General features: G+C 38.1%; 26 protein-coding genes and 1 tRNA gene. 13 read left to right on the plus strand and 14 right to left on the minus strand.

Features of this window, described 5'->3' with window-relative positions; all coding sequences use genetic code 11:
• Positions 1 to 220: 220 nt before the first annotated feature.
• A complete protein-coding gene (locus tag B3E92_RS14420) occupies positions 221 to 649 on the plus strand; it encodes a Fur family transcriptional regulator (protein WP_046671865.1) in 429 nt (142 codons plus the stop codon).
• Positions 650 to 905: 256 nt separating this feature from the next.
• Complete coding sequence (rnr, locus tag B3E92_RS14425) at positions 906 to 3,038, plus strand: ribonuclease R (RefSeq protein ID WP_070562969.1); 2,133 nt, start codon at positions 906 to 908, stop codon at positions 3,036 to 3,038.
• Between the two features lie 121 nt (positions 3,039 to 3,159).
• Here the strand turns inward: rnr and B3E92_RS14430 are convergent, their stop codons facing one another.
• Complete coding sequence (locus B3E92_RS14430) at positions 3,160 to 3,579, minus strand: hypothetical protein (protein ID WP_083295824.1); 420 nt, start codon at positions 3,577 to 3,579, stop codon at positions 3,160 to 3,162.
• A gap of 585 nt (positions 3,580 to 4,164) precedes the next feature.
• On the opposite strand from B3E92_RS14430, the gene rpsL reads away from it, so the two are divergent.
• The 4 genes from rpsL (at position 4,165) to rpsJ (ending at position 7,704) form a co-directional block, all read left to right on the plus strand.
• Positions 4,165 to 4,578 (plus strand): 30S ribosomal protein S12, encoded by a 414-nt coding sequence (rpsL, locus tag B3E92_RS14435; protein WP_002993550.1) that lies wholly within the window; start codon positions 4,165 to 4,167, stop codon positions 4,576 to 4,578.
• 19 nt (positions 4,579 to 4,597) lie between these two features.
• Positions 4,598 to 5,065: a 30S ribosomal protein S7 gene (gene rpsG / locus B3E92_RS14440; protein WP_046671863.1), complete on the plus strand. Its 468-nt coding sequence runs from the start codon at positions 4,598 to 4,600 to the stop codon at positions 5,063 to 5,065.
• A 131-nt stretch (positions 5,066 to 5,196) separates the two neighbouring features.
• Positions 5,197 to 7,320, plus strand: coding sequence for an elongation factor G (fusA, locus tag B3E92_RS14445; RefSeq protein ID WP_070562972.1), 2,124 nt, complete (start codon positions 5,197 to 5,199; stop codon positions 7,318 to 7,320).
• Positions 7,321 to 7,398: 78 nt separating this feature from the next.
• Positions 7,399 to 7,704, plus strand: coding sequence for a 30S ribosomal protein S10 (rpsJ, locus tag B3E92_RS14450; protein ID WP_028070501.1), 306 nt, complete (start codon positions 7,399 to 7,401; stop codon positions 7,702 to 7,704).
• Between the two features lie 213 nt (positions 7,705 to 7,917).
• Here the strand turns inward: rpsJ and B3E92_RS14455 are convergent, their stop codons facing one another.
• The 3 genes from B3E92_RS14455 to B3E92_RS14465 form a co-directional block, all read right to left on the minus strand.
• Positions 7,918 to 8,544 (minus strand): outer membrane beta-barrel protein, encoded by a 627-nt coding sequence (locus B3E92_RS14455; RefSeq protein ID WP_070562975.1) that lies wholly within the window; start codon positions 8,542 to 8,544, stop codon positions 7,918 to 7,920.
• A gap of 53 nt (positions 8,545 to 8,597) precedes the next feature.
• Positions 8,598 to 9,734 (minus strand): AI-2E family transporter, encoded by a 1,137-nt coding sequence (locus B3E92_RS14460; RefSeq protein WP_083295825.1) that lies wholly within the window; start codon positions 9,732 to 9,734, stop codon positions 8,598 to 8,600.
• Positions 9,735 to 9,850: 116 nt separating this feature from the next.
• Positions 9,851 to 10,483 carry a porin family protein gene (locus B3E92_RS14465; protein WP_070562978.1) on the minus strand — a complete coding sequence of 211 codons (633 nt, stop codon included), beginning with the start codon at positions 10,481 to 10,483 and terminating at the stop codon, positions 9,851 to 9,853.
• Between the two features lie 449 nt (positions 10,484 to 10,932).
• Here B3E92_RS14465 and B3E92_RS14470 point away from each other — a divergent pair.
• Positions 10,933 to 11,003: transfer RNA gene (locus B3E92_RS14470), tRNA-Cys, on the plus strand.
• Between the two features lie 33 nt (positions 11,004 to 11,036).
• Positions 11,037 to 11,216 carry a hypothetical protein gene (locus B3E92_RS14475; protein ID WP_046671880.1) on the plus strand — a complete coding sequence of 60 codons (180 nt, stop codon included), beginning with the start codon at positions 11,037 to 11,039 and terminating at the stop codon, positions 11,214 to 11,216.
• A 33-nt stretch (positions 11,217 to 11,249) separates the two neighbouring features.
• Here the strand turns inward: B3E92_RS14475 and B3E92_RS14480 are convergent, their stop codons facing one another.
• Positions 11,250 to 11,996 (minus strand): copper homeostasis protein CutC, encoded by a 747-nt coding sequence (locus B3E92_RS14480; protein ID WP_286897368.1) that lies wholly within the window; start codon positions 11,994 to 11,996, stop codon positions 11,250 to 11,252.
• A 160-nt stretch (positions 11,997 to 12,156) separates the two neighbouring features.
• Positions 12,157 to 13,140: a hypothetical protein gene (locus tag B3E92_RS14485; protein WP_286897370.1), complete on the minus strand. Its 984-nt coding sequence runs from the start codon at positions 13,138 to 13,140 to the stop codon at positions 12,157 to 12,159.
• A 285-nt stretch (positions 13,141 to 13,425) separates the two neighbouring features.
• On the opposite strand from B3E92_RS14485, the gene B3E92_RS14490 reads away from it, so the two are divergent.
• Entirely contained in the window at positions 13,426 to 13,845 is a 420-nt protein-coding gene (locus B3E92_RS14490; protein WP_070562989.1) for a hypothetical protein, read from the plus strand.
• 45 nt (positions 13,846 to 13,890) lie between these two features.
• Positions 13,891 to 14,184: a Smr/MutS family protein gene (locus tag B3E92_RS14495; RefSeq protein WP_070562992.1), complete on the plus strand. Its 294-nt coding sequence runs from the start codon at positions 13,891 to 13,893 to the stop codon at positions 14,182 to 14,184.
• Between the two features lie 39 nt (positions 14,185 to 14,223).
• Here the strand turns inward: B3E92_RS14495 and B3E92_RS14500 are convergent, their stop codons facing one another.
• The 5 genes from B3E92_RS14500 to B3E92_RS14520 form a co-directional block, all read right to left on the minus strand.
• Positions 14,224 to 15,204, minus strand: coding sequence for a 3-keto-disaccharide hydrolase (locus B3E92_RS14500; protein WP_070562993.1), 981 nt, complete (start codon positions 15,202 to 15,204; stop codon positions 14,224 to 14,226).
• Between the two features lie 64 nt (positions 15,205 to 15,268).
• On the minus strand, positions 15,269 to 17,038 hold the full coding sequence (locus B3E92_RS14505) for a hypothetical protein (protein WP_070562996.1): 1,770 nt from the start codon (positions 17,036 to 17,038) through the stop codon (positions 15,269 to 15,271).
• Positions 17,039 to 17,083: 45 nt separating this feature from the next.
• Positions 17,084 to 18,112: a hypothetical protein gene (locus B3E92_RS14510; RefSeq protein WP_201638562.1), complete on the minus strand. Its 1,029-nt coding sequence runs from the start codon at positions 18,110 to 18,112 to the stop codon at positions 17,084 to 17,086.
• 425 nt (positions 18,113 to 18,537) lie between these two features.
• Positions 18,538 to 18,972, minus strand: coding sequence for a GIN domain-containing protein (locus tag B3E92_RS14515; RefSeq protein WP_286852039.1), 435 nt, complete (start codon positions 18,970 to 18,972; stop codon positions 18,538 to 18,540).
• Positions 18,973 to 18,982: 10 nt separating this feature from the next.
• Positions 18,983 to 19,453, minus strand: coding sequence for a hypothetical protein (locus B3E92_RS14520; protein ID WP_286852040.1), 471 nt, complete (start codon positions 19,451 to 19,453; stop codon positions 18,983 to 18,985).
• Between the two features lie 166 nt (positions 19,454 to 19,619).
• On the opposite strand from B3E92_RS14520, the gene B3E92_RS14525 reads away from it, so the two are divergent.
• Both B3E92_RS14525 and B3E92_RS14530 read left to right on the plus strand, forming a co-directional pair.
• Positions 19,620 to 20,033, plus strand: coding sequence for a helix-turn-helix domain-containing protein (locus B3E92_RS14525; RefSeq protein ID WP_070563006.1), 414 nt, complete (start codon positions 19,620 to 19,622; stop codon positions 20,031 to 20,033).
• Positions 20,034 to 20,039: 6 nt separating this feature from the next.
• The gene (locus tag B3E92_RS14530) at positions 20,040 to 20,876 is read left to right on the plus strand and encodes a DUF1835 domain-containing protein (protein ID WP_070563009.1); all 837 of its coding nucleotides are present in this window, start codon (positions 20,040 to 20,042) and stop codon (positions 20,874 to 20,876) included.
• Positions 20,877 to 21,147: 271 nt separating this feature from the next.
• Here the strand turns inward: B3E92_RS14530 and B3E92_RS14535 are convergent, their stop codons facing one another.
• From B3E92_RS14535 to B3E92_RS14545, 3 genes are all read right to left on the minus strand, one after another.
• A complete protein-coding gene (locus tag B3E92_RS14535; protein ID WP_312352361.1) occupies positions 21,148 to 21,780 on the minus strand; it encodes an ATP-binding protein in 633 nt (210 codons plus the stop codon).
• Positions 21,781 to 21,822: 42 nt separating this feature from the next.
• On the minus strand, positions 21,823 to 22,467 hold the full coding sequence (locus tag B3E92_RS14540; protein ID WP_286852041.1) for a helix-turn-helix domain-containing protein: 645 nt from the start codon (positions 22,465 to 22,467) through the stop codon (positions 21,823 to 21,825).
• A gap of 121 nt (positions 22,468 to 22,588) precedes the next feature.
• Positions 22,589 to 23,389 (minus strand): type IV toxin-antitoxin system AbiEi family antitoxin domain-containing protein, encoded by an 801-nt coding sequence (locus B3E92_RS14545; RefSeq protein WP_070563017.1) that lies wholly within the window; start codon positions 23,387 to 23,389, stop codon positions 22,589 to 22,591.
• A 201-nt stretch (positions 23,390 to 23,590) separates the two neighbouring features.
• Here B3E92_RS14545 and B3E92_RS14550 point away from each other — a divergent pair, with 201 nt between their 5' ends.
• Positions 23,591 to 26,560: a DEAD/DEAH box helicase gene (locus B3E92_RS14550; protein WP_070563020.1), complete on the plus strand. Its 2,970-nt coding sequence runs from the start codon at positions 23,591 to 23,593 to the stop codon at positions 26,558 to 26,560.
• The last annotated feature ends 305 nt before the right edge of the window (positions 26,561 to 26,865 follow it).

Below are 26,865 nucleotides of genomic sequence, written 5' to 3' on the forward strand. Positions count from 1 at the left end.
ACTAATCTTAAACTTATCGGTTTTCTTATTTTTAAAAGATTCCGTATTTTTGTACTGTAAAAATGATCTCTGAGAAATGAAACATTCAGTTTCTGTTCCTTACTGGTCTATTTAAAGGGAAAAAATACGATGAATAAATCCGTCGGATAGTTTTTAAACTTGCAAATAAGTTTAAATTTCTCTTAGTTTGTATTTGATCTAAGGCTTAACGAAGAAATCCATGGAAGATTCCAACACTGTATATCCAGAAATTCTCAAACGAAATAGTTTAAAAGTTACCCAACCCCGGTTGAAGGTACTTGAAATTATTTCGAGGAAAGACTCGGCAATTTCGCAGCCGGAGCTAGAGAAATTACTGGGCAAGGATATTGACCGTGTCACATTATACCGGGTATTGGCCAGTTTTGAAGAGAAAGGGATTATCCATAAAATCTTTGATCTACATGGTACAGCGACTTATGCCATGTGTTCGACAAACTGTTCAGAACATGATCATCATGATCAACACGTGCATTTTATTTGCCGGGTATGCAATTCTGTATACTGTCTGGAAGATATGACCTTACCAAAGGTGTCGATCCCAGCAGGTTTTAGTCTTGAAGCGATCGCAGTAAATGCACTTGGTGTGTGCAATCATTGCAAAAAGTAAATCAGGCTGTACCAATCCAAAACTATTTTTCGGCTGAACTGTCTATACATTGGCTATCGGAAGGTGCTCCGTTTAGCTCCTTATTGTCCTGTCAAATGCAGTTTTTTTCGTATATTGTATTGGCATCGATCTTGATGTACAGCGCTCGTAATCTGTGGTAAAGACTGGTTTTTTGAAATCCATTATCGTAGCCAGTCAAAGGATCCATTGGGCTGTAAAAGACCAATGTAAATGAATAATAATAAATAATAAGTGAATGAAAACAAGAAAAGAAAATCCATATAAAGAGGTGTTAACACAACTGATTATCGATATTTTCGAAAAATCGGGTAATAAGCCCCTCAACTATAAACAAGTTTCGTCAAAATTGAACCTCAACGATAACGACTCGAAAGTCGCTATCGCCGATATTTTACATGACAATGTAAGGAATGGGCTTTTTATTGAGGTGGATCGAGGCAAATTTAATTTGAAGCAACTCAAAGTGTATGTCACAGGGAAAGTAGATATGACCGCCGATGGTTCTGCCTATGTAATTCCGGATGACGAATTTGAAAATGATATTTATATCGCTCCACGGAAACTTAGACAGGCACTCCATGGCGATATTGTCAAGGTCCATACCTTCGAAAAAAGAAAAGGTGGCCGCAAAAAAGAGGGTGAAGTCGTTGAAATTCTGCAAAGGGCCAAGACTGATTTCACGGGAACAATCAGCATCTCCAACAATTTTGCTTTTTTTATTGCGGATGACCGCAAGATGCTACACGACATTTTTATTCCTTTGGACAATCTGAATGGAGCCAAGGACAAAGAAAAAGTGGTCGTGTCGATTATCGACTGGCCAAGCGGGAGCAAGAATCCTGTTGGAACGGTTAAACATGTCTTGGGCACCAAAGGGGAAAATAACACCGAGATGAACGCTATTTTGGCCGACTATGGTTTCCCATTGGAGTTCCCTAAAAAAGTAGAGGATGAAGCGAATAAAATTCCAGAAGAAATAAGCAAGGAGGAAATTGCCAAGCGGCGTGATTTTAGAAACATTACAACCTTTACCATTGACCCCGCGGATGCAAAAGATTTCGATGATGCCATCTCTTTTCAAAAATTAGAGAATGGCAACTATGAAATCGGTGTTCACATTGCGGATGTTTCGCATTTTGTGATACCCGATACAGAATTGGACAAAGAAGCATTTAACCGTGGTACATCGGTCTATTTGGTGGACCGTGTTATCCCGATGCTTCCGGAGCGTCTTTCCAATGGTGTCTGTTCGCTACGTCCGCATGAAGATAAACTTTGTTTTTCGGCTGTTTTTGAATTGGACGAAAAAGCCAATGTGCATGATCAATGGTTCGGCCGTACGATTATCCATTCGGACCGACGTTTCAGTTATGAAGAAGCACAGGAGGTGATCGAAACGAAATCGGGTGATTTCAGTGAAGAGATCCTAAAATTAAATGAACTGGCTTATATTCTGCGGGAGCGTAAATTTAAGAATGGTGCAATAGCCTTTGAAAGTGAAGAGGTAAAATTCACTTTGGATGAAAATGGCAAACCTACAGGGGTATATACCAAAGTCCGTAAAGATGCGCACAAGCTGATTGAAGATTTTATGTTATTGGCGAACCGTAAGGTTGCCGAGTTTATTGGCAAACAAGGCCGTGGAAAAAACAAGCTTACTTTTGTATACCGGTTCCACGATGTACCTAATCCGGAGACGCTGACGACGTTCTCTCAATTTGCAGCGCGGTTTGGTCATAAATTGACCATCAAAACGGATAAGGAAACAGCGAAATCTTTAAATGCGCTGATGACGAAGATAGAAGGTAGCAAAGAGCAAAATATGCTGACTTCACTTGCGGTACGTTCGATGGCCAAAGCGATCTATACGACAAAGAAGACAAGTCACTATGGACTTGCATTTGATTATTATACTCATTTCACCTCTCCTATCCGTCGTTATCCCGATGTGATGGTACACCGTCTTTTACAATTCTATCTGGAGGGAGGTACCAAAATCAATGCGGAACATTATGAGAAGATGGCCGAGCATTCTTCCCAAATGGAGAAAAAAGCAGCTGAAGCCGAACGTGCATCGATCAAATACAAACAGGCCGAATACTTGCAGGATCAGATTGGCACTGAATATACAGGTATTGTCTCAGGTGTTACAGAATGGGGTATGTATGTGGAGATTGAAGAGAATAAATGTGAGGGTATGGTCAGGCTGCGGGATATCACCGATGACTTTTACGTACTTGATGAAAAGAACTATGCCATTATTGGTCAACGGAAGAAAAAGAAATTCCAGTTGGGTGATGAGGTGCAAATCCGGGTAAAGAAAGTAGATCTGGATAAACGGCAGATTGATTTTACGTTATTGTCTTAATATAAAACCACCATAACTGGTCCAACGAGCTTATTAAACGTACCCAATCGGATTTAAGACATGAAAAAGCGGTATTGAATTTAGTCAATACCGCTTTTTCATTGGAATAAGAAACAAAAAGTTATTGTTTCGTTCCTTCGAAAGTATAAAAGACTTCTGTTGCACTTGTTTTCTCTCCCTGGCAAAGAAGGGTCTTATTTTTTACATCAAACAAGAATGTTCCTTCGGGAGAAACACCTGCTGTTTGAATCGATACATTCATATTATTAATAACCTTAAATTCTTTCGTTGGTATTTTTAATGCTTTGTCCCCGATCTCAACTTTGAGTGTGTTGTCAGATACTTTTGTAACCGTCACGATTTTATCAAACATAGGACCAGTTGTGTTTGATAGATCCAATTTACCTTTATACGTACCTACAGCTGCATCGATGCTACCACCTGTTTGGATAGGTTCATCTTTGTCCTTTGAACATCCAACAAAAGCGAAAGTGACCAAGGCCAATACCACTGCATACATTAATTTCATTTTGATTTTCATAACTTGAATACATTAATTTGTTTCTACTAAATATTTATACGTTTTTATCAAACGCTTTGCCAAACAGAACGCAAAAACAGGCAAAGCAGGCAATATACTCAGAAACCAGTAGAAGAGAAATTTTGAAAAAAGGCTGTTTTTAAAGAATATTCCACAGAGAAAGAACAGCTTACGGCAGATATAAGAAAAAACCTATTCACCCCATTGAGTGGCTATTCGCCCCCCCTAAAATCGTCTATATTTTTGTACAACCAAGCATAAGGAGTTATCTCTTCGATTTTGGCAACATATGACAGCATAAGTGGCTGACAAATTAGTTTGATAGTGGAAGCGTACAAATGATGAAGATGTTGGACTACAGGCTAAACATCCCGGAGAGGGCGACCAGGTCATTAGGATAGTGAGATAATAAAGAAGCATGAAGAGGTAATAAAGAAGGGCATGGGTATATTCCAGAAAAGAGCAGCGCCAATTCAAAAAATAATCTAAATTTTATACACTAACTATTTCATATTCAAAAGAGAATCAGTATCTTTGCGAACTTAAAATATTTAAGGTACAAAATTTATAAACAAAAACAGGTAAATGCCTACTATTCAACAATTAGTTAGAAAAGGTAGAGTAGCTCTGGTTGATAAGAGTAAGTCACCAGCGTTGGACTCATGTCCACAGCGAAGAGGTGTATGTACACGTGTATATACTACTACCCCTAAAAAACCAAACTCAGCAATGCGTAAAGTAGCTCGTGTACGTTTAACAAACGGAAAAGAGGTCAACGCTTACATCCCTGGAGAAGGTCACAACTTACAAGAGCACTCGATCGTATTGATTCGTGGTGGTCGTGTTAAGGATTTACCAGGTGTACGTTACCACATCATCCGTGGTGCATTAGATACTTCAGGTGTAGCAGGTCGTAACCAACGTCGTTCTAAATACGGAACTAAGCGTCCTAAACCAGGACAAGCAGCTGCAGCTCCAGCAAAAGGTAAAAAGAAATAATTAAACGGAGGAAAGAAAAATGAGAAAGTCAAAACCGAAAAAGAGAATCATTTTACCTGATCCAAAGTTTAATGACGTTCAGGTAACACGTTTCGTAAACAATATGATGGTGGATGGTAAAAAATCTATCGCTTATTCTATTTTTTACGATGCAGTAGAATTAGTAGAACAAAAAACACAAGAAAGCGGTTTAGAAGCTTGGAAAAAAGCTTTGAACAACGTTATGCCTGCTGTTGAAGTTAAATCACGCCGTGTTGGTGGTGCTAACTTCCAAGTTCCTATGGAAGTTCGTCCAGATCGTAAAATCGCTTTGGGTATGAAATGGTTAATTTCATACGCTCGTAAACGTGGTGAAAAAACAATGTTCGAAAAATTAGCAGGAGAAATCATTTCAGCTTCTAAAGGTGAAGGTGCTGCTGTTAAGAAGAAAGAAGATACGCACAAAATGGCGGAAGCTAACAAAGCGTTCTCACACTTCAGATTCTAATTTTGAAGACATTCAAAAAAATATGATTACACCGACCTCCGATAAAAACAATCTTTTATCAAGGTCGGTGTACTTATTTAACATTACATTTAAACACATAAGACCATTAAGGTCCGCTGCTTAAAAATATTATGGCAAGAGATTTAAAATTCACTAGAAATATCGGTATCGCTGCCCACATTGATGCTGGTAAAACTACAACAACTGAGCGTATCCTTTACTACTCAGGTGTAAACCACAAAATTGGTGAAGTTCACGAAGGTGCTTCTACAATGGACTGGATGGAGCAAGAAGCTGAGCGTGGTATCACGATTACTTCTGCTGCTACAACAGTATTCTGGAACTACCGTAACAACAAATACCAAGTAAACGTAATCGATACTCCTGGACACGTGGATTTCACGGTTGAGGTAAACCGTTCATTACGTGTACTAGACGGATTAGTATTCTTGTTTTCAGCTGTTGATGGTGTTGAGCCTCAATCTGAAACAAACTGGCGTTTAGCTGATGGGTATAAAGTACCTCGTATCGGTTTCGTTAACAAAATGGACCGTTCAGGAGCTGACTTCTTGAAAGTTGTAAAACAAGTTAAAGATATGTTAGGTTCTGATGCAGTTGCTTTGCAATTGCCTATCGGTGCTGAAGATAGTTTTAAAGGTGTAGTTGACTTGATCAACAACCGTGGTATCGTTTGGAACGAACACGACAAAGGAATGACTTTCACTGAAGTTCCTATTCCTGATGATATGTTGGACGAAGTTGCTGAATACCGTGAGAAATTATTGGAAGCAGTAGCTGGTTATGATGAGACTTTGATGGAGAAATTCTTCGAAGATCCAGATTCATTGACTGAGCGCGAGATCTTAAATGCATTACGCGCAGCTGTATTGGATAACTCTATCGTTCCTATGGTTTGTGGTTCATCTTTCAAAAACAAAGGTGTTCAAACTATGTTGGATTTGGTCATGGAATTATTGCCTTCACCGCTTGATGTAGAAGCTGTAAAAGGTACTAACCCGGATACAGGTGAAGAGATTTTCCGTAAACCATCTGTAAACGAACCTTTCGCAGCTTTAGGTTTCAAAATTGCGACTGACCCATTCGTAGGTCGTTTATGTTTTATCCGTGCTTACTCTGGTAAGTTAGATGCAGGTTCTTATGTATTGAACACACGTTCAGGAAACAAAGAGCGTATCTCTCGTATCTTCCAAATGCACGCAAACAAACAAAACCCGATCCCTTTCATCGAGGCTGGTGATATCGGTGCTGTTGTAGGTTTCAAAGACATCAAAACTGGAGACACTCTTTGTGACGAAAAAGCACCTATCGTTCTTGAATCTATGACTTTCCCTGAACCAGTAATTGGTTTGGCGATCGAGCCTAAAACTCAAGCTGACGTTGATAGATTAGGTATTGGTCTTGGTAAATTGGCTGAAGAGGATCCTACATTCGTTGTAAAAACTGACGAAGAAACTGGTCAAACAGTTATCTCTGGTATGGGTGAGCTTCACTTAGAGATCTTGATCGACCGTTTGAAACGTGAATTTAAAGTAGAGGTTAACCAAGGTGCTCCTCAAGTATCATACAAAGAGTCTATCAACGGTACTACTGAGCACCGTGAGGTATTCAAAAAACAATCCGGTGGTCGTGGTAAATTCGCGGATATCAAAGTTGTTATTTCTCCAGCGGACGAAGATTTCGATTTAACAAAATCACCGCTTCAATTCGTTAATGAAATCGTTGGTGGTAAAATCCCTAAAGAATTTATCCCTTCAGTTCAAAAAGGATTTGAAACTTCAATGAAAAATGGTGTATTAGCAGGATTCCCATTATCAGGAATGAAAGTTCGTTTGATTGATGGTTCATTCCACGCTGTCGATTCAGATTCATTGTCTTTCGAATTAGCTGCTCGTCAAGCATACCGTGAAGGCTTGCCTAAATGTTCTCCAGTGTTAATGGAACCAATTATGAAAATAGAGGTTTTAACACCAGAAGAAAACATGGGTGATGTAATGGGTGACTTAAACCGTCGTCGTGGTCAAATGCAAGGTTTGGATTCACGTAACGGTGTACAGGTAATCAGAGCATTGGTTCCACTTTCTGAGATGTTCGGTTACGTAACGCAATTACGTACAATCACTTCAGGTCGTGCAACATCTACGATGGAATTTGATCACTTCGAAGAAGCTCCTCGTAACGTTGCTGATGAGGTGATTGCAAAATCAAAAGGTAAAATCAAAGGTTCTGTAGAATAATATAGAACTCAAAAATAAACCGACCGCTGGTTGTTAATAGCTCTAATCAGCGGTCATTTTTAAATAATATCATATACTATGAGCCAAAGAATCAGAATTAAATTGAAATCTTACGATTACAATTTGGTTGACAAATCAGCTGAAAAAATCGTAAAAACAGTAAAACCTACAGGTGCAGTTGTTAGTGGTCCTATTCCATTGCCTACTGAGAAAAAAATCTACACGGTATTACGTTCACCACACGTTAACAAAAAAGCACGTGAGCAATTCCAATTATGTGCTTACAAAAGATTGTTGGATATCTATTCATCAAACGCTAAAACTGTTGACGCATTGATGAAACTTGAATTACCTTCAGGTGTTGAAGTAGAAATCAAAGTGTGATAGATTTCAATCACTGAAAAAGAAAGGGCCTTTCGGAAGAAAAGCCCTTTTTTTGTGAATGTGTCTGATATTATTAGCCAGAAAGAAACCTTCAGTCGGCTTCCATTGCTGTTGCTGTCCGCGGAATGATGAAGGTTTTGTTTGCGCAAATATTCCTCATGAAACTAATAAATCCAAAACATGAGGTGAAAGACATTTTTCGACCAATTAAAATTATAGCTGATAACCAAGTCCGATTGAAAATACACGATTATAGGTACTAATCTTATCATCTAGCTTGATATCTAAAAGACCTAACCCATATCCGCCATGCACCGAAAAGCCATTTGTTAATTTAAATCCCGCTAAAAAATTTAATCCAGCATCATATTTCTTCATCTCATTGCTATTTTTTCTAGTCCCAAACTGAATTTCTTCTACAGTCCTAGAAAATTTCTCTTTCCCAGAGATTGCAACACTTGTATATGGTCCCCCAGCTAGAAAAAATTGTCCAAAATTATTTTGAGGAAAGTAATACATTAAGTTTAAAGGGACTTCAAGATATTGTACCTTACGCCAGCCATCCATCAAAATTTCACCATTTTGCGAACCTGTACTCATTTTGGATCCTGTCTGTTGAAGAGCCACACCAGGTTGCAAAGCAAAATTATTACGCAATGCAAGCTCTACATATGCTTCTACATGTAATCTTGTAATGGCAGGATAGGCCGAGCTTCCATAGCTTGAATATCTCACTTCCTTTGCAAAATTGGCTGCCGTACGAAGGCCGAAAGACATTTGAGCCTGAAGCCCGGTTGTCATTCCCACAATGGCAAATGTGGTTAATAATATTCTCTTCATATAATTACTTTTATTCGCTATGCTTGAGATAGCGGGCAAAAGTAATAAAAAAACTATTCGGCTTCTTTATCAATTTCAGTCGAAGGGGGAAGTTCATGGTGCAAGGTCGCGTACATATCATTGTAAACGTCATCCTTACTATCTTCTTCCCCTAAAAGAAATCCCCAAGGTTTTAACTCCTTAATGCGGTCCATTATAATTTTGACAATCGCCAAAATAGGAATCGCCAAAAACATACCGGAAATACCCCATACCATTTCGCCAATAATAATGGAGAGCATAGCAAACAGCGAATTAACTTTCACCTTAGAACCCACAATCTTAGGGACAATAAAGTTGCTGTCGATCATATGTATAATAATGAGGGCGATGATGACCAGGACGACATGGGTAAAAGAAGATGTTGCAAACGTCAGAATGGCAATGATGAGCATTGAGGAGAAAATACCAACATAAGGCAACACATTGAATACGCCAGTAATCAATGCCAAAAGCAGACTGTATTTTACCCCAATTAAAGAAAGGACAATAAAGACCAAAAGGGAAACCAAGCTCATTTGGATCAGTAGGCCAATAAGATATTTTTTGACGACATACTGAACCTGTTGAACGACGTCCAGGACAATAGGTCGGTCCTCTATACGGTTGACAAATAAAAGAAACTTGACAATATGTCCCCTATATATCAGTAAGAAGAATGTGTAAAGAAAGGTAAAGACAAACAGAATAAACATCGACGACAGGGAAACCAATGCAGTACCTAAAAATAAAGTTCCCGAATCAACGGATTTTGATGCTGTTTTATTAATAAAATCAATCTGATCTTTATGCTGTATTCCAAACTGCTGGCTCACCCAAGTCTGTAAATTGCCCACACCATCCATAATCTGTTGCTTAAAAGCCGGGAAATCTTCTTTAAGGAGTGTAAGCTGAGAAGCTAATAGAAAAAGTCCGTAACCTAACACACCGAAAAATAAAATAACGCTCAATATGCCAGCCAATGTCCTTGGGAACCGCAGCTTTCGCTCCAAAAAATTACTTAACGGAATCAGCAGCAGCGAAAACAACAAGCCCAAAATCATGGGAATAAGTATGGTATCTCCGATCTTTGCCAAATATCCCAATAAAAGTATACTGATCAATACACTGACAAGTTTAACATAAAAGGGTAAAGGAAGAAATCTTTTCATGCAGCAATCTTTTGAATAAAAATAACAATTTCGGTTGACTTAAGTTTAATCCAATAAAAAAGTCCCCACAAATGCAGGGACTCTTTCCTCATAATAAGTTTAAGTACTTATATTTCTTATAGTCCGAAACCGATACCCACAGACCAAACACGGTTTTTCGTTGAAAGGTTAGATACTGGAGATAAATTAGTTAAACCAAGTCCGTAACCAGCATTAATCTGAAAACCGTTTGATAATTGATAGCCTGCCAAGAAGTTTATACCGAAATCGGTACGTTTTAATTCATCACCATCTCCACTACCAAATTTTACATCCCATTCTCTTTTTACACTAGCATTATTTGAACTTGCCTCAAATTTATTTTTACCACTAAGTGCAAATCCCACGTAAGGGCCAGCTCCAATAAAGAAATTACCAGATCCTCCCGTAGGAAATTTAGCAACCGCATTTACAGGGATATCCAAAGACATTATACTTTGTTTTAACTCACCTGTAGCGTTATCAGAAGTTGCTGTATATTTACCACCTTTATTTTGCAAAGACAACCCCGGTTGGATGGAAAAGTTTGGAGAAATAGGTGCATCTAAATAACCCGTTACAAAAAAACCCGTGTTAGATTCAGAACTTCCATTTTCAAATGAATATTTAGGAATATTTACCCCCGCACGTAGTCCATATCCCAATCCACCTTGTGCAAAGGCTCCTAATGAACCAAATAAAATTGCTGCAGATAATAATAGTTTTTTCATGTTTCCTAATTTAATTTACTTTCTTCTTTTATCACTTAATCTCATAATTTCCTGTATGAGATTTATTACATTCCCATTTGCAATATCTATTCCAAAATCCATAAGCCTTTAATTTACAAAGTAAAACATCACAAAAAAGTATCTTTTCACGATTTAGCATTGTCCTTTAAAAGATACAGTGATTGGCGTATTATTTCAATCTGATGGCGAGCTGCAAGGGATTCGGTGTTTGATTTTACCGAGGAAAGTGCTTTGTCAAAAACGTCTTGGTTATCCCAAGCTGAAAACCCTCCGATATGTTGCTGCTGACTATCGCTCAAAGGATCACACAGCAAAATACAAGCTTGGTTTTCAGACGGATGCTTAAAAACATAAAAGTTTTATCATAAAGATTTTTTAATTCCAATTATAAGTTTTATTTTTGCAGACCTTCAAAAGGAAAAAAATAGGGTCGGATGGCCGAGTGGCTAGGCTGAGGTCTGCAAAACCTCCTACAGCGGTTCGAATCCGCTTCCGACCTCGTTTTATTTTAAACAATAAAAATATTATCAAAATGGGAGTTACACGTTTAAAAAGAAAAGATAGAAGAAATAAAACTGTTTCACGTGTTGAAGTTCAGTTTTTGAAATTAGGAACTAACGTAGAGTTAGGTTCTAGATCAAAAATGAAAGCTAGCAACCAAATCGTTAAAAACGATGCTATCTTAAATCAATTAGCTTCAGAAGCTAAATAGTAAGAAGAATTTAATAGCCTTTAAAGTACTACTTTAAAGGCTTTTTAATAGGTCCACCATTTGGTGGACTTTTTCTTTTGAGCTCATCCACTGTGCCTCATCCATTCCATTGACCTGACTCTGGTTAAACCTCATCTTCGACACATGCAATTCTTTCGCTGAGCTATGTATTGCAACTGCACCAGTTTGCGCTAAAATATGAACTATATTAGCTGCATCTACACCTGCACCAGGCATAATCACAATACGGCCATTTGCTTGTTGAACTAACTGTTTGAGTAGTGGAGCTCCAGCTAAAGCAGAATTTTGCAGACCAGATGTCAAAATACGATCTATCCCCAGTTCGATGACATCTTCCAATGCCTGAAAAGGATCTTCCACGCGATCAAAAGCACGATGAAAGGTAACATGCATGGGACGCGCAGCTTCCACCAATCGCAAAGTATTCACTTTATCCACCGTACCATCTGCGTTCAGCATACCTATTACAACACCATCTATCCCCAATTCCTTGCACAACTGAATATCTGCTATCATTTCTAAGATCTCGGTCTCTGTATAAAGAAAATCACCTCCACGTGGCCTGATAAGCACATGAATACCAATATTTACCAGTTTCCGCACTAATTGCAACTGACCAAACGAAGGTGTAGTCCCTCCGTTTTCCAAATTTTGACAAAACTCTACCCGGGTCGCACCTCCTTGTTCGGCTTCAATTGCTGATGCTACGGAATTTGAACAGATTTCTAATTGGTAATTTCCAATTGCCTTTTCCTTCATTATATTATATCTTAAGCTATTTTTCGTTTACGCGAATAACGTAAAAAAAAAGGAAATAACCTACTCCCCTACTTATGGTCAAACTAGTATAAGCTTTAGAAAAGACTACAGTTAAAAAGATACTTTACCTTCATGGTAAATTTTGCTTCTAGACAAAGATCTACAACTTTAGCTTATAATGATGTACCTCTACTTTTTTCCACTTCCAATCTGGTCCTTTTGAGGTACTCATGCCACCTGACATCTCCCTTGAAGAAGGAGGGTCTAAGAAACGCTCCCGTTTAATATAAGTTGGCAATTGGAAGCCAGGCGATGTATTTAGCGTTTCAAAACATTCCCGCGCGAGTTTCATGATGTCATTCCGATTTTCTGCATTGCTTTCAATTCGACTTCCTATATAAGATGTCGGACCATACAATTGCTCATAAATAGCAGAATCTTCAAAAGGTTTGAATTTCAGACGCATCATTATTTGTACCAATAGAGCATACAGATCATTGTCCGTTGGCGCCAGAACCAACTTATCCAACACCTTTGGTATCAACTCCCACATCATCAATTCAACCGCTAAATCTTTGGTATTCTCACCAATGAAATCGAGTGTAGGCCACATCTGGTCCATATATCGTACAACAGAATCTCTACTTCCATGCAAAGCAACCAACTGTCTATTGCTCCAATATTCCAGCGGTATGTCCCCTCGATAATAGACTCCAAATATGTATTGACCTTTCAAGCGCCCCAAGGAACCACAATTTTGCATCTCAAACTCAGGTGCAAGCATACAGTAACTAAACATATCACGCGTATTTAGCGTTTTAAATGTTTGTATCGAAAGAGAATTCCATAAAGCAGGATAACGTTCCCTATCCATACTATCCTCTCCTGACACCAATCTATACACGTAATAGTCTTTCAGTAATATTCGCAAGATTGCTTCACGACCACCTAGGGGATAATTTCTAGACTTAATCTTCCCCATTCTTCCGAGATACCTGGGCAACTGATCGTTTATAAATTTTGTAGAATCTTTCAGCTTATATTGGCCATGACACATGGGCAAGCTGCATACCAATAGCAATGCTAAAAAAAGGACATAGGACATCCTCTTCTTAAAGAAATCAACAAAACTAGATGCTAACATAGTTAATACATTTACACTGCATTGGCTGCAATACAGCATATTAAATATACTTAAAATTAAATAGTATTAAATAAATTAGGTTTCAAAAAAAATCTACGATTTGAAAACGGGACCAAAAACCAAAAAAACTCAGTTCCGTTTTAAGCTCAGTCTCTTCTTTTATATACAAAAATCATAACCGAATTTTAGAAATGTAAAACATTCGGCTGAACTATTTGTATATACCTTACATGCTTTTATTTAAATAACTAAAAACCAAGCGCATACATTTTTAAGTAAAATATCATGGCAATTATATCAAAAAACATGGAGACCCAAGAAAAGATCATCAGTACTTTTGAAGAGCTCCAAAAAGCTATATATGACCTGAAACATCAAATTGTTGAATTTGAATTGCTTTTTAATCAGGCTTGCAACAGACATATTGACTCCAATTTCCAAAAGGAATGGTTGCTGGACCGAATATCTTCACGTCATGATATGATTACACTTCGACATGATTCCATGCTGCTAATTCGGGATACTGTGTCTGCGTTCCGGGATTTCGACGGTTATTTTCTAGATCTCAAACAGCTACTCCAATCGATCGAGTTACTCATGCTCAACCATGCCGATGAGGAAGAGTATGAAATTGCAGCTATTATCAAAAAATGGTATGAAAAATTTGCCCAAGCGATTGATTTTGTTGGTGACTTAACCTATTAAGTCGCCGTTTTATTATACTTTTGCAGCATTGTAAAATATTGAGAAATGCGCAAACCACCAGCTATCGTAGACTTACACACCGATACTTTCCTTGAAGATTGGGAAGATTATTCGCCAGAGGAGCTCTTACAAGAATCCATGGATTTTATGCGATCTAATCTAGACGCAGCTATTTATTGGGAAATGAACGAAATAAAATTTATTCATGGCAAGGGAAAAGGAATGTTAAAAAAAATGGTTTTTGAAGAGTTGCAAGAGTACAAGGCTCATGGCTCCATTGAGCGCTATTACACCTCCTACCAGAATGAAGATATTGTAGTCGTTGTCATAGGGATTTAAAAAGGCTACCTTTTCAGATAGCCTTTGTATCATGTTATGCTATTTAATAGCTGGAGTAATAATCACTTTTCGGAATTCCACGGGACCATGATCCCCTTGGAAATAAATTGGTCCCGGCTCTGCCTCTTTACTATCCAAAGCACCGCCCGTTATACCAGGGATTTCTTGGTTACTGATAACAGTCTTTCCGTTTGCCACAACCGTCACTAGACGCCCTACCAATGTAATATCATAGGTCTGCCATTCTCCGGCCCCTTTGTTCACCATCTCATTTGCTGCAAGGAAACCATAGACGCCCGCAAAAAGTACGGCATTAGGATGTGCGTCTTTTGGACTATCTTCTATCTGAACCTCATAACGGCCTCTTAAATAGACACCACTATTACTTCCTGCTGGAATTTTAAATTCAACATGTAATTTAAAATCTTCAAATTTTTGCTCAGAGACCAAATTAGAACCAGATTGCGGGCTAGTCAAAATTCCGTTTTTCACCACCCACTGATTCGTTTTACCGGTAGCTTTCCATCCTGACAGATCCTTGCCGTTGAACAGCTGATTGGGCTTCCCCCATTTTACTGCAGCTGTTCGCTTCAGCTCCGGAGCACGAACACCTTTAAAGCGATATGTTTTCCCATCAGGCTCTGTTATTGTCCCTTGCAATACACCGTTTACAACCTCGCCTTCAACACTTAGATTCATCTTTCCGCCTTCCCATTGAGGTGGGATAGCAAATCTAAACTTTCCTTTCTCATAAAACACCTGCGAAACTGGCCGAGCACTTCCGGAAGTACTCACATAATGACCGACTAAAGTTCTATAGCCCGACAATTTTACCTCCAACCAAGATGGTGCAGGGGTACCATTAATATCAACTTCGATGTCCCATCGACCAATCAGCTCTTTGCCTTCTACGTCTTGTTGATAATGGATGGATTCTCCGATTGAATGTTTAGCAAAGGTTACTTGCGGTAATGCACAAGAGGCCAAAATTCCTAAAAGAAATGCCGCTTTTCTGTTCATATTATTTATGTTTATATTCTAATTGACAATAAATTTCAAGCAATTTAACTGTTTAACAGCGGGTTTACAAGGATATAATGTTAAAAAACAGAAAGAAAGCGAGAAACAAAAGACTTCGAACAAGCTTTATACATTCTTTAAGAAACCGCTCACATCGTTCGTCGTAACGATAAGCTTCATCCCTACCGACCATGGACCAACCCTGATATCGCGTATCTTTTACAGTTTGCGCAAATTCATCGAATAGCGATTTTTCTTCTTCGGTATTACGAGGAAAGATATCGTTTGGAAATTGCCATAAACTAGCACACAAACTGAACAAATGTTTTAGATTGTATTGGTATGGCGTATAGTCATAAAAATATTCTAGTAGCCCCAGACATGCTTGTTCAATAGCTTGATTATAAAGAAGCACTTTAATTTCAACCTCTTCGGATTGATCTATCGCTTTACCTCCATTGTAGAAACCACTTGCGTTATTTTCTCTTTGGTACCATTTTGTCTTCGCCTCTTTCATTTCGTCTTGAGTACGCTTTCCATTGTGTTCATGAAATTCCCACTTCAATAAATTGATCTCCATACCATAAAGCGGATCCACATATTGCAAAGACCGATGAAAGAATGGACTATTTTTGTCCAACTGTTTCTGTATTTGATCTCGAGTGAAAGAAAGGAATAAAACGGAAACTTCCAATTCTTTATTTATCGATGCTTGAATATTACCTATTGTTTCACGAATATCGTTTTCGCTAACAATTAACAAATCGAAGTAGTAATCATAAATGTCAGTATTTGAAGGTTTATTAATGCCATTGATGACAAATGATCTAGTTCGCTGACCAACTAGATAAATGCCTTGTATGTCAATTGTATTCTTCAAACAAGTAATAATCAATTCCAACTTCTTATCAGCAGCGCTTTTGTAGACATCATATTCTGGCATCATAGTATCGTTATTAGAAATGCTTCGTAGCGACTTTTCTTGACTTTCAACACGATCTTCTAATTTCTCTTTCGGATTATCGACCTCAAAAGAGTAGTTTTTAAAATTCGTCACGGAATCCTCAAACATCGTGTCTGTGATCTGCATGAAGTTTTCCATCCGTTCTTCCAGCTTCAGTAGAATATCAAGATCCACGTCAAAATCATCTTCATAGCGTGCCGCCCGATATACCCCCTCTAAAAATTGAAGCATAATTTCATCTTCTGGCTTGCCTTCTTTAAATATAGTGGCTAGTGACGGTGCTATTCTAACAAGATAACGATGGTGAGACCTGATGGAGTGCGTTGCGCGCTCCTTTCCCATGACCATAATCTCCATGCATCTATACCGCAACTCAAATACCTGATGCAGCATAAATCCTGCATGCGACAGCGAATCTCGTTCCTTGAAATAATAGTATCCTTCTTTAAACTCATTAATTTTATGATTTTCACGCGCAAATAATTCGTTTACCGACTCCAGAGTATTTTCGATGGAATGCCCTTCAGGGTATAGCTCGAATCTTGACGATGGATTTTGATAAATAAGTTTGTCTGGGTGACAGGTCATATGTAAATATAAGTTCCCATCAATAAGCTTACTTTTTACCTGAAACGCTATCAAAGTGACATGATGAAACTTCGGGAAATCCTTTAAGGACATTCTAATCTGTGGATCTAGTTCGCCGACAGATTTATGCTCCTTGTTAGATAATAGAATAACCAACTCGTAGAAAGGAACATCAACCGCATAGTAAGTGTTCAGGAATATCCGATCGATATTGTATTTGCTCGCTAGAATCAGAATGATGCTATTTAAATCAGTCTGATCATTTTTATTTGTAATTCCCATAACTTATAAAGGTTCGGTTTCATTTTCAACTTTTAGTAATTCTGTCTACTTGTCATGATCGAATATTGGCGGATTGCATATACCTTCCTTCTTGGTTCTACGTTTTCGCAGATCCAAAACGATGAGGGTTAGCACATCCAAAACTTTCAGTAGCCGTTCTCTTGTGATAATTTGCTCTTTGTTCAAATCTGTATATTTTTCGGAATATTTATCCTCTAGATAAGTCATCATCCTACATTCAACCCTGTATATTTCGTCACGTACATCAACGCCATAAAATAATTTCGACAAAGTCTTTGGAATGTTTCTTTTTCCTTTCTTGCTTAAGCTCTTCGGCTTCCAAGTTGCTATATCGGCTTCTGGAATAGGACAGCGCAAAAAGTCTATTTTGTCAGGGTCAAGCCAGTTTTCAGGAAAATAATCTGTTTGTAAAAACATCCATCCGGCTTGGAGCAACCACCTTAAAACATATCGCAGGTCACGAGAAGTCAATACTATGGCACCTCTTTCACAAGAACATGTGGGATATAAATACAAAATACTTTGTCTAATGTTACTGTAACTTTGTTCATAGAAAACCTCACCAGTCATTTCGAAAGGGTTTGCACTTTGATAGCCATTTATATAATCCGATCCTAAATAATCAACTATTAAGTGTTTGTTTGGTGGTGGATAACTAATCGCTGCCCAGTGGTAAGCGACATAACAAGCTTCACGTAGTTTTAAGAGTTGTTCGTAAGTTTTTAAAGATGCGTATTCGCCACAACTTTCGAAGATGGATTCCTTCTCATTTATACATCTTTTCCAATCATCTAATAAGTTCAGCCAAGAAGACAGATCCATTTCGGAGAAAAAATTCTCAAATGCGATCACAAAATTTTGAATCTCTTCTCGTGTTAGCTGAGTGAAATTATAATCGAAATGCGCTACATGATGATTGAGCTTTTCGTCTTCGCGAGGTCGATATTTTTCTAAACAGCGATAAGGATTTGGTAGCCATTGGATATCTATCCAATCCTCTTCATACTTTAATCGCTTTTTATGATGCAAAAAATAATGACATCCCTTAACCATTAAGACGATGTTATCTAAACGATCAATTATATATTCTTTTTTTGTTTCTTCTGTATTGTTTTGAGATGTGAGAATAACAAGGATGTCCCATAGCTTTTTCTTGAAAGATTCATAAGTGCCATATTGAATGGATTCAAGTATTCCTCCTTCAATTAGATACCATCGAATGTCCCACTCATCTTCCGGATTTTTATATAAGCATTATTCATAACCGACAATTTTTAATTTTTATTTTATCACCGACATTGATTTGTCTTAATGCACAGCCTTCATCTAACTGCAATATTTTCATTCTCGGATTACCCCTGTACTCCATACTGCTTTGTCCGTACAGTCCAAATTCAAGCTCATCTTCAAACCATATCGATACGTTGGCCGCGTCGTGGGCATGCACATTTCCTCCCGAAGCTTCCAGTTCTGATCCATCATAGACACTTACTTATTTGATGCACCAAAACATACGAGATGATTGTTTCGCCGGAGATTTTTGCATACCCATTTTTTATCACGGTACAGTCGATTAAAAAAGCATCTACAGATATATTTATGCACCCTTCTCTGACGATCATGCCTAACTTCTGTAATTTGAGCGTTCCATCAGACTCTACAAAACACCTATCCAGCATCTGCAATCCTGTCAATGTTTTATAGGTAATTGTTATCTGCGGATAATAATCATGTAGCAGCAGGTAACCGTAATATTCAGGCTTTGTGTATACGACTAATTGATCGTTGAGGATAGCTGTATTTACCCAATTCGCCTTTTCTCCGCTTTCGTTGATAGAGAAAGATGGTTGTTCGCCATGTGCAAGTATAACCTTACAACGGGTTTGTATAATTAAGGCGTTAAAATCATTCATGATTTTTTAGTTAGTATTCTTGAAGTACAGAAATATCACCCGTGTGTCTATTCTTTTCAAACCAGCGTTTAAACCAGTGCTGCTTATACATATGATTATTTTTCCAAAATAGCTTCTTATCCTCGTGATCCATCCCGTCTATGGTTTCATAAATTTCTCGTTCAGCCTTTAATTCATCAAACATCTGCTTGACCTGATTTTTAGCATACAGAGGCTGGCCATACTTGCAGTTGATAAAGAACTTATTTGCTGCTTTTCGTTGTTTAGGTGTAGCTGAATTATGATGGGAATAACTTAACATCCACATAAAATCGGTTAACAGTTTCTCGAGCTTGACATCCAGTATGGCACACAACATTCTGAGATTTGATGGAATATCCAATTTTATCTCTCTGACTTTACTGGAATACATTTCATCGATTTCAGCATACTTGTGATACATGTCCACGGTTACAACCTTGGGATTCTTTTTCTTCTTCATCAATTTATTTGGGTTTACACAAATGAACACAGCATCATCCACGTACCGAACCAAAACAGCTTGTATAAAACCAATAGCCCTTGTATCGTACAACGCTATCCTTGTTTTGTACCATATGAAGATATTTCGTATCTTGAACGATGAATAATTTGTTAACTTTGGATTTATGAGTACAACCAACACGACAAACCATATAGGAAGAAAAATCAGCCGCATTCGTGAACTGCGTGGTATGAAGCAGGAAGCTTTAGCATTCGAATTGGGTATAAGCCAACAAGCTGTATCAAATATGGAGCGCAATGCCGAGATTGAAGCAAATCTATTGATTCAAGTTGCTGAAGCATTAGGGGTTACTCCACAAGCTATTGAGAATTTTAGTGAAGAGGCTGTGTTCAACTATTTCAATAATTTCCATGATAATAGTGGTGCTGGCGCATATAGCACCAGTCCAACATTTACCTTTAACCCTGCTGACAAACTGATCGAAGCTTACGAGGAAAACAAAAAGCTTTACGAGCGCCTTTTGGAAGCCGAAAAATCTAAGGTGGAGTATTTGGAGAGGTTGTTGAAGGATAAGTAGGTATTCATGTCTAAAAAGGATCTGCACATCACTTTTGGTTTCTCCGGAAATGCTACACTCATTCAGAGCAAATTAATCGATGTAGAGAAAGGTGAAATTTTAGGTTTTACCGAAGCACTTAGTCTCGGACCTCTATGTGATTTGGGCGATGCGGAAGCTATTGAGAGCAGGAAGGCATGGTGGACTAACGTTTTTGGTTCTATCCAGTCTGAGGGGAGCAATAATTTTGTAGATGACAATCTAGCGCTTTTGAAAAAGGTAATCTCTTCTTCCGATCGGTATCGCCATATTTACTTATGGCTTGGTGACGATGCCAACGAAAAGATCATTATAGCACGTTTACTCTCCCACTTGAAAGAATCTTCGACACCTATTCATAAACTCAATTTCCATCATATGAATTTTAGGAACGAGAAAGGAGAAAAGCTAAATCTCCGTTCCTTACAGGTGATGCGAGAAGACAATATTGTGGAGGCTGCTAAACACTTTGAAAAGTTAAGTGAAGATGATATTCAATCCTATTCATCACTTTGGTCGCATATTCGTTCGAATGATGCAGTAGTTAATCTATTTGATGATTCAGGGAAACATTTAGCTGGCGATGAGACATTTTTTGATGCATATCTTTTGAAAAGGTGCAACGAGACACCTCAAAGGTCGGCATTGATTGTTGGCTATACACTTTGTGATATATGGGATGAATTCTATGATAGTTCCGTAGGCGATCTTTTTCTCTTTTATCGATTGAAAGAATTGGCAGATATGGGCAAGATCGAGATTTCCAATCCACATGAAGATCCTGAACGAGCGAAGATAGTATTTGATGTTAGGAAGAAAGATTAACTCTTTGATAGTAAGCTTTTAGTCTTTTTCTCCAATCTTTTAGATCCGGATTTGATTCCGCGTTCTTGTTTAAACTGCGAAGCGTAGCCGTAGCGGACATCTAACATTTTCTGAGGTTTTAGGTGCAATCATTACACTATTGTTTTATCGGCAAACCATGGGTTCAACAGTAATGCTGGTACAAACTAGTGAAAATTTTCTCTATATTGCTTTTACTTTACTATTCTCAAAAGCCCCAGTTTGACGCAATTGACGCAATTCATGACGCAATTCAATTTAAGGTATAATAAGCTCCTGCACCTTTAATTCCACTAGATTTAAATAATTTTTTATCAATCAACTCCTTGATATCTCGAGTAGATGTTTCTCTAGAAACACCTGCCAATTTCTGATAATCACTATTCGTAATCTTTCCTTTGTTCTTTGTAAATAAAACAGCCTTCACCTGTCGGCTATTCAAACCAAGCGATTCAAGATACTCCGTATTATAAATATCCTTCTTAAATACAACCCAGAAATCTGATCCCTCAACCAAGTAACTTGGCTCAGGCAATCCTTCAGCCAAACACTGCTCTGTCATCTTACTAATGCCACGGCCCCAGGATTCCACATAGCCACTACGAAAAAATGCATTTGCTATATCAGGATTATAGGGCCTCGAAGAATGACTCTTTAATAAGTTACTCACGGTCCAATTTTCCGGAAGATGTCCCTCATTCCAGATCATAAGCTTATCAGGGTATACACGAATCTGAATAGGAGTTAATCCCGAATAATCTTTATGAGCGATGGCGTTTAATAAAGCCTCACGTACAGCTTCTTTAGGATATTCATAAGTTTCATTACGATGGATCCCATCATAGCTAATTAGCGCTTTGATATACTTCGTAAATAAAAGATCGATGGTCCTTTCAACCTGTTCAAATAAGTTCCCATGAACCTCATCCTAAAATATCAAATCCGTTTCCCCTTCAAAATAACCAATCTTCACATAAGCTCCCGTCATATACTTTTCCGGATCAGGATGAAACAACAAAATAGCAGCTCGTTTCAAATAACCATTCTCAATCAACTTCAAGTTTTCAAGTAAATGCTCGTCACGGTCAATCAAACTGTCTTCAGACAAACGCTTATTCTTAAAACCACGTTGACGAAAAAAAACAAACGTTTCTTTCTTTAGATCATCAACGGATACTCGAGGAACAGCAGCTCCATCCCAACGAACACCTTTCTTTTGTAATAAAAACTTATCCAACGTAGCACCTTTCATTTCCTGTTTTGTGCTACCGCTTCGATAGTGATATTGACCTTTATAATTTACAGCATTAGGATAAGGCTCCACAATAATCTCTAAGAAATCCCCTTCAACAGTCTCATGCAGATTTACATCAACCAAAATACCCAATACATCACGCACCTTGTTCGGAATATCCTCCAACAATTTCTTAGCATCAGCTACACCAACAGTCTTGCCGCCATCATCCTTACCAATGAAAATAGTACCACCATTTGCATTTGCGAAGCCACATATCCATTTGAGATATTCATCCCTCCAGCTCTGCTTGTATTCAATATTTTGAGATTCTGCCATAATGCCTTTATGAAATTGACTCCTTAGTCAATAGCTCTTTCTGATTCAGTAACTTTTCGATGGTACTTCTGGACACTTCATTTTCCAAAGCTTTTTCTGCTATTTCCTTTTTCAGTATCATCTAGTATTGTTTATTGGATATGTCTAACAATTCCTCCCGGCTGATATTCAATCGCAATCGCCATTCTGCGACAAATTCACCTTCTTCCAATCCCTGGGGATCAAACAAATTATATTTATTTTTTACCTGCATCTTGGCAAAATCTATAAAAGGATCCATGCCTGTAATTTGTAGAAGTTCAACCAAATAGCCAATTCGTTTGGTAACCGCTATATTATTCACAGCCTTGCAATACTCGACTAATTTAGTGGGTTGCATTTGCGCTTGACTAACTGCTCGAATCAGTTCCGCATAGCCACCAGAATGTTGAGGTAGGTCAAAGCAATCGACTATTGTTTTCTCTACATCGGTTATCGGATAATGAAGGTTACCGTAACCATTGTCTATTATTCCTGTTTTTTTATTAGGTGCTATCCTAACGAATTTATAAGAAGTACCTAAGATTGACTTGTCGTTTTTCTGATTAGTCGTCTGAATAAAAACGGTATTAGAAAATTGTTCGGTCAATCCGTGCAAATTTAATGCAGACCAATACGCGACAGCACTATTTTCAGCGACGAAAGTACCGATGACATATTCGTCCCGAAAACCTTGTTTGCAAAATTTACCTTTTTCCATTCGCACAAGTAGTTCCTTGTCGACTAGATTCTCTAAGATTTCACTTAAGTTGTCAAACTTTTGTTCTAGCAACTGTTCAATTTCGGAGAATTTGAACAACTGTACTTCATAGTCATCCAGCAACTTTAAGAACCCAAGTTGGGGCTTCGTAAGATGTTCTGATATATAAACGCTGTCTGCCATATTACCTTTTGTGTTACGATAAGACCTAAAAAATGGGTCTTATCGTAACACGATTGGTAAAGATAAGTAACAATTATTCAAAAAACAACGCTTGATATCAAATCTCAATAGTCACTTTGAATAAACGAAAGTGTTCCAGATTATTAATATTTTTAAGATGTATATTCTAATTCACTTATCTTAATACCAAAATAAAAACAAGTGGAATTCACTAACGAGGACATAATCTATCTTCTCAACCTTTTTAGAGGTCGCGAAGACGTATTTGCTTTACGCTGGGAGAAGGGAAGTAAAGGCGGGTACATGCCGGCCTATAGCTATGACCCATACCATTATCGACTACATAAAGCTAATGGCGGTACTTTTCAAAGCTATGCCCACAAAAGCTACCTGCCATTGTCAGAAATAGAAATTACGAAACATCTTAACGGCCTTCAGCAGATCGGAATTTACCCACTGTTGCAAGATAACACTTCTTGGTTTTTAGTAGCTGATTTCGATAAATCCGATTGGCAACAACAGGCTTTGAAATTTCTCGAATCATGTACCGCTAAAAATATCCCTGCTTATCTTGAACGGTCCCGTTCCGGCAATGGCGCACATGTCTGGATTTTCTTTGAAAGCCCTTATCCAGCAGCCAAAAGTCGTAAGTTATTTATACATATCTTAGAAGGATGCGGTGCATTCTCGCCATTTGATAAAAGCTCCAGCTTTGACCGTTTGTTTCCAAATCAAGATTACCTGTCTGGCAAAGGTTTAGGAAATCTAATTGCAATGCCCTTATTTTCACCTGCTGTACAGAATGGCAACAGTTCCTTTATCGATCCCAAAACGATAGATCCATTTCCTGATCAAATTGCATATTTAAAAGAAATTAAAAGAGTGAGTTTGGATTACCTAGAGGAGCTGTTCAATCAAACAAGAGGAAGTAAAGAAAGCTATGTACCCGTTGTTGATGGAAAACTTAAAATCGCCCTGAGCAATTCGATCCGTATAAATAGTCACGCTATACCATTTGTACTCATCAATTTTTTGAAGGAGCAACTTAATTTTGCTAATTCAGCCTTTATCATCAAGAAAAAGTCAGGGAGAAGCACTTTCGACACGCCAAGATTTTTTAAATTAATTGAAGAAACGGAAAATGAAATCCTCATCCCAAGAGGGTTTATTGGGAAAATACTGCGATTCTGCAGAGAAACACAGGTAGCACATGACTTTGTTGATAATAGACACGAACTCCCGGCAATCCAATTCTCTTTTAATGCCGCATTGCGAAAGCATCAGACCAATGCTGTCGCCGCAGTAGAAAAAAAGGATTTCGGTGTGATCGTTGCTCCACCAGGAACAGGAAAAACTGTTATTGGCTTGAAGATTATTGCAGACAAACAACAACCTGCACTTATTGTCGTGCATCGTAAACAGCTGTTAGATCAATGGATAGAACGTATCGAATCATTCCTAGGGATACCGAAGAAAGAAATTGGGATTATAGGCCAGGGAAAAGCAAAATTGGGTGCTGATAAAATAACCGTTGCAACGATACAAAGTCTTCCAAAACATATTGAAACAATTCAGGACAAATTTGGCGCGATCTTAATCGACGAGTGTCATCATATTCCGGCGGAATCTTATCGTACCACCGTCGGAAAACTAAACAGTGTTTATTGCTACGGTCTCACAGCGACTCCTTTTCGGAAATATAATGATGATAAATTGATCTTCACCTATCTCGGTGATATCATTACAGAAATCCGACCAGAGGAAATTGAAGATTACAAAAGGGCAAATATCATCGTACGGAATACCACACTCCATGTTCCCTATAATTCTAAAACCGACAGTTTCGAAACACTTTCCCAAATTCTAATTCATGATACAGCAAGAAACCGATTAATAGTAAACGATGTATCCGCCGAGCTAAACCAAGGAAAAAAGGCAGTTATAATTACCGAAAGAAAAGAACATATCGAGACGCTGAATCTATTGCTAAAATCAAATTATGAAACCATAACGCTCAGCGGAGATGATTCAGACAGCAGTAAGAAAGCGAAATGGAAAACATTATCAGAAGGGAATTTTCAAGTACTAATTACGACAGGTCAGTATTTTGGCGAAGGTTCGGATATTCAGCATATCAGCACACTACTTTTGGCCTATCCCTTTGCTTTCCATGGAAAATTGATTCAATACATCGGTCGGGTGCAGCGATCCGAGATCAATCCAACTATATACGACTATCGGGATGTACAGATCGATTATCTAGACAAGATGTTTCTAAAACGGAATATCTATTATCGTAAAATCACCAAACAAGCTACACTTTTTGATGAACCAACGATGGATTACCAGTCTCAAATAGGTCATTTATTTACCTTAGAAAAAAGTACCAAGATACCCATTGAGGATCTATCGTTTCATTATGGCCATGTGGTCTTCACTTATAAAGTAGAAGAGATGCATACGGTTTTGGAATTTCAAATCGAAAATTTGGAGATTAGGCCTGAGTTTGAGGTATTAAAACCTTACTTTATCAAGATACTGAAATCTAAAAACATCAACGTTCAGTTAAACGCTGAATTTGAATACGGAAAACTGGTCGCGCAAATCGCTACTTCCGATGATATAGAACGAATAAATAAAGAAATTGTAGAAGGTGTGAAATTCCAGTTTCTGAACAAGGGACTATTAGGCAAGCTACCTTTGCAAAAACAAAATATTTTGACTTCAGATCAGTTACAGAATGGCGATACTGTATATCAAAACGCCGAAGAGTTACTTTCTGAAATCCTTAATTTACGAAAATACAAACACTCTCGTCAAGTTCAATTCTTAGCCGATCACCACCAGAGCAGTATTATGAAGATTAGATTCGTGCTTAGTCCCTTTGCATTTGTATTTCTTCTATCCGGAGAGAGCCAGTACCACATCATCCTTGAAACCTTAGATACGGAGGAGGCGACTTATATCTGGCACACAGATAAAAATAAAACCGTCTTGAAAGACGCTGTTGCGATGATAGATAAAGATCTGCAGATTATTCGTGAAAAAGGTAGACAGGCTTTCTTAGAAAACCATACTCCCGAAAGATTTAATCGCATCCTTCATGACTACAGCGATCCAGAAAGAGGTTTTATCCTCTGGAAAGCATTTTTGGAAGAAACCCTTCGCTGAGAAAAATAAGTTTAAGGTTTAGGTCAGCACCGTGTGCTATTGGTGGATATTTAAGTACGTGTATCATGAATCCCACTTTTCTTAACTTTACAAGCTTTAAAAAACAAGGGAAATTTGTCCGAAATATATCCAAAAATAGAAAAAGCCACTGATTACCAGTGGATTTTATCGGGGTGGCAGGATTGACTCAGCCGCACTTTCCCCAAACACCCCCCCTGAGCCTCCTACGGATCGAACCTACTAATATCTTAAAAGGTCGTACGTTCGCACCCTGCCCTGAAACAAAAAAAGCCCTAACTTTCGTT

It is taken from the genome of Sphingobacterium sp. UBA6317, from assembly GCF_002440385.1.
GTDB lineage: Bacteria > Bacteroidota > Bacteroidia > Sphingobacteriales > Sphingobacteriaceae > Sphingobacterium > Sphingobacterium multivorum.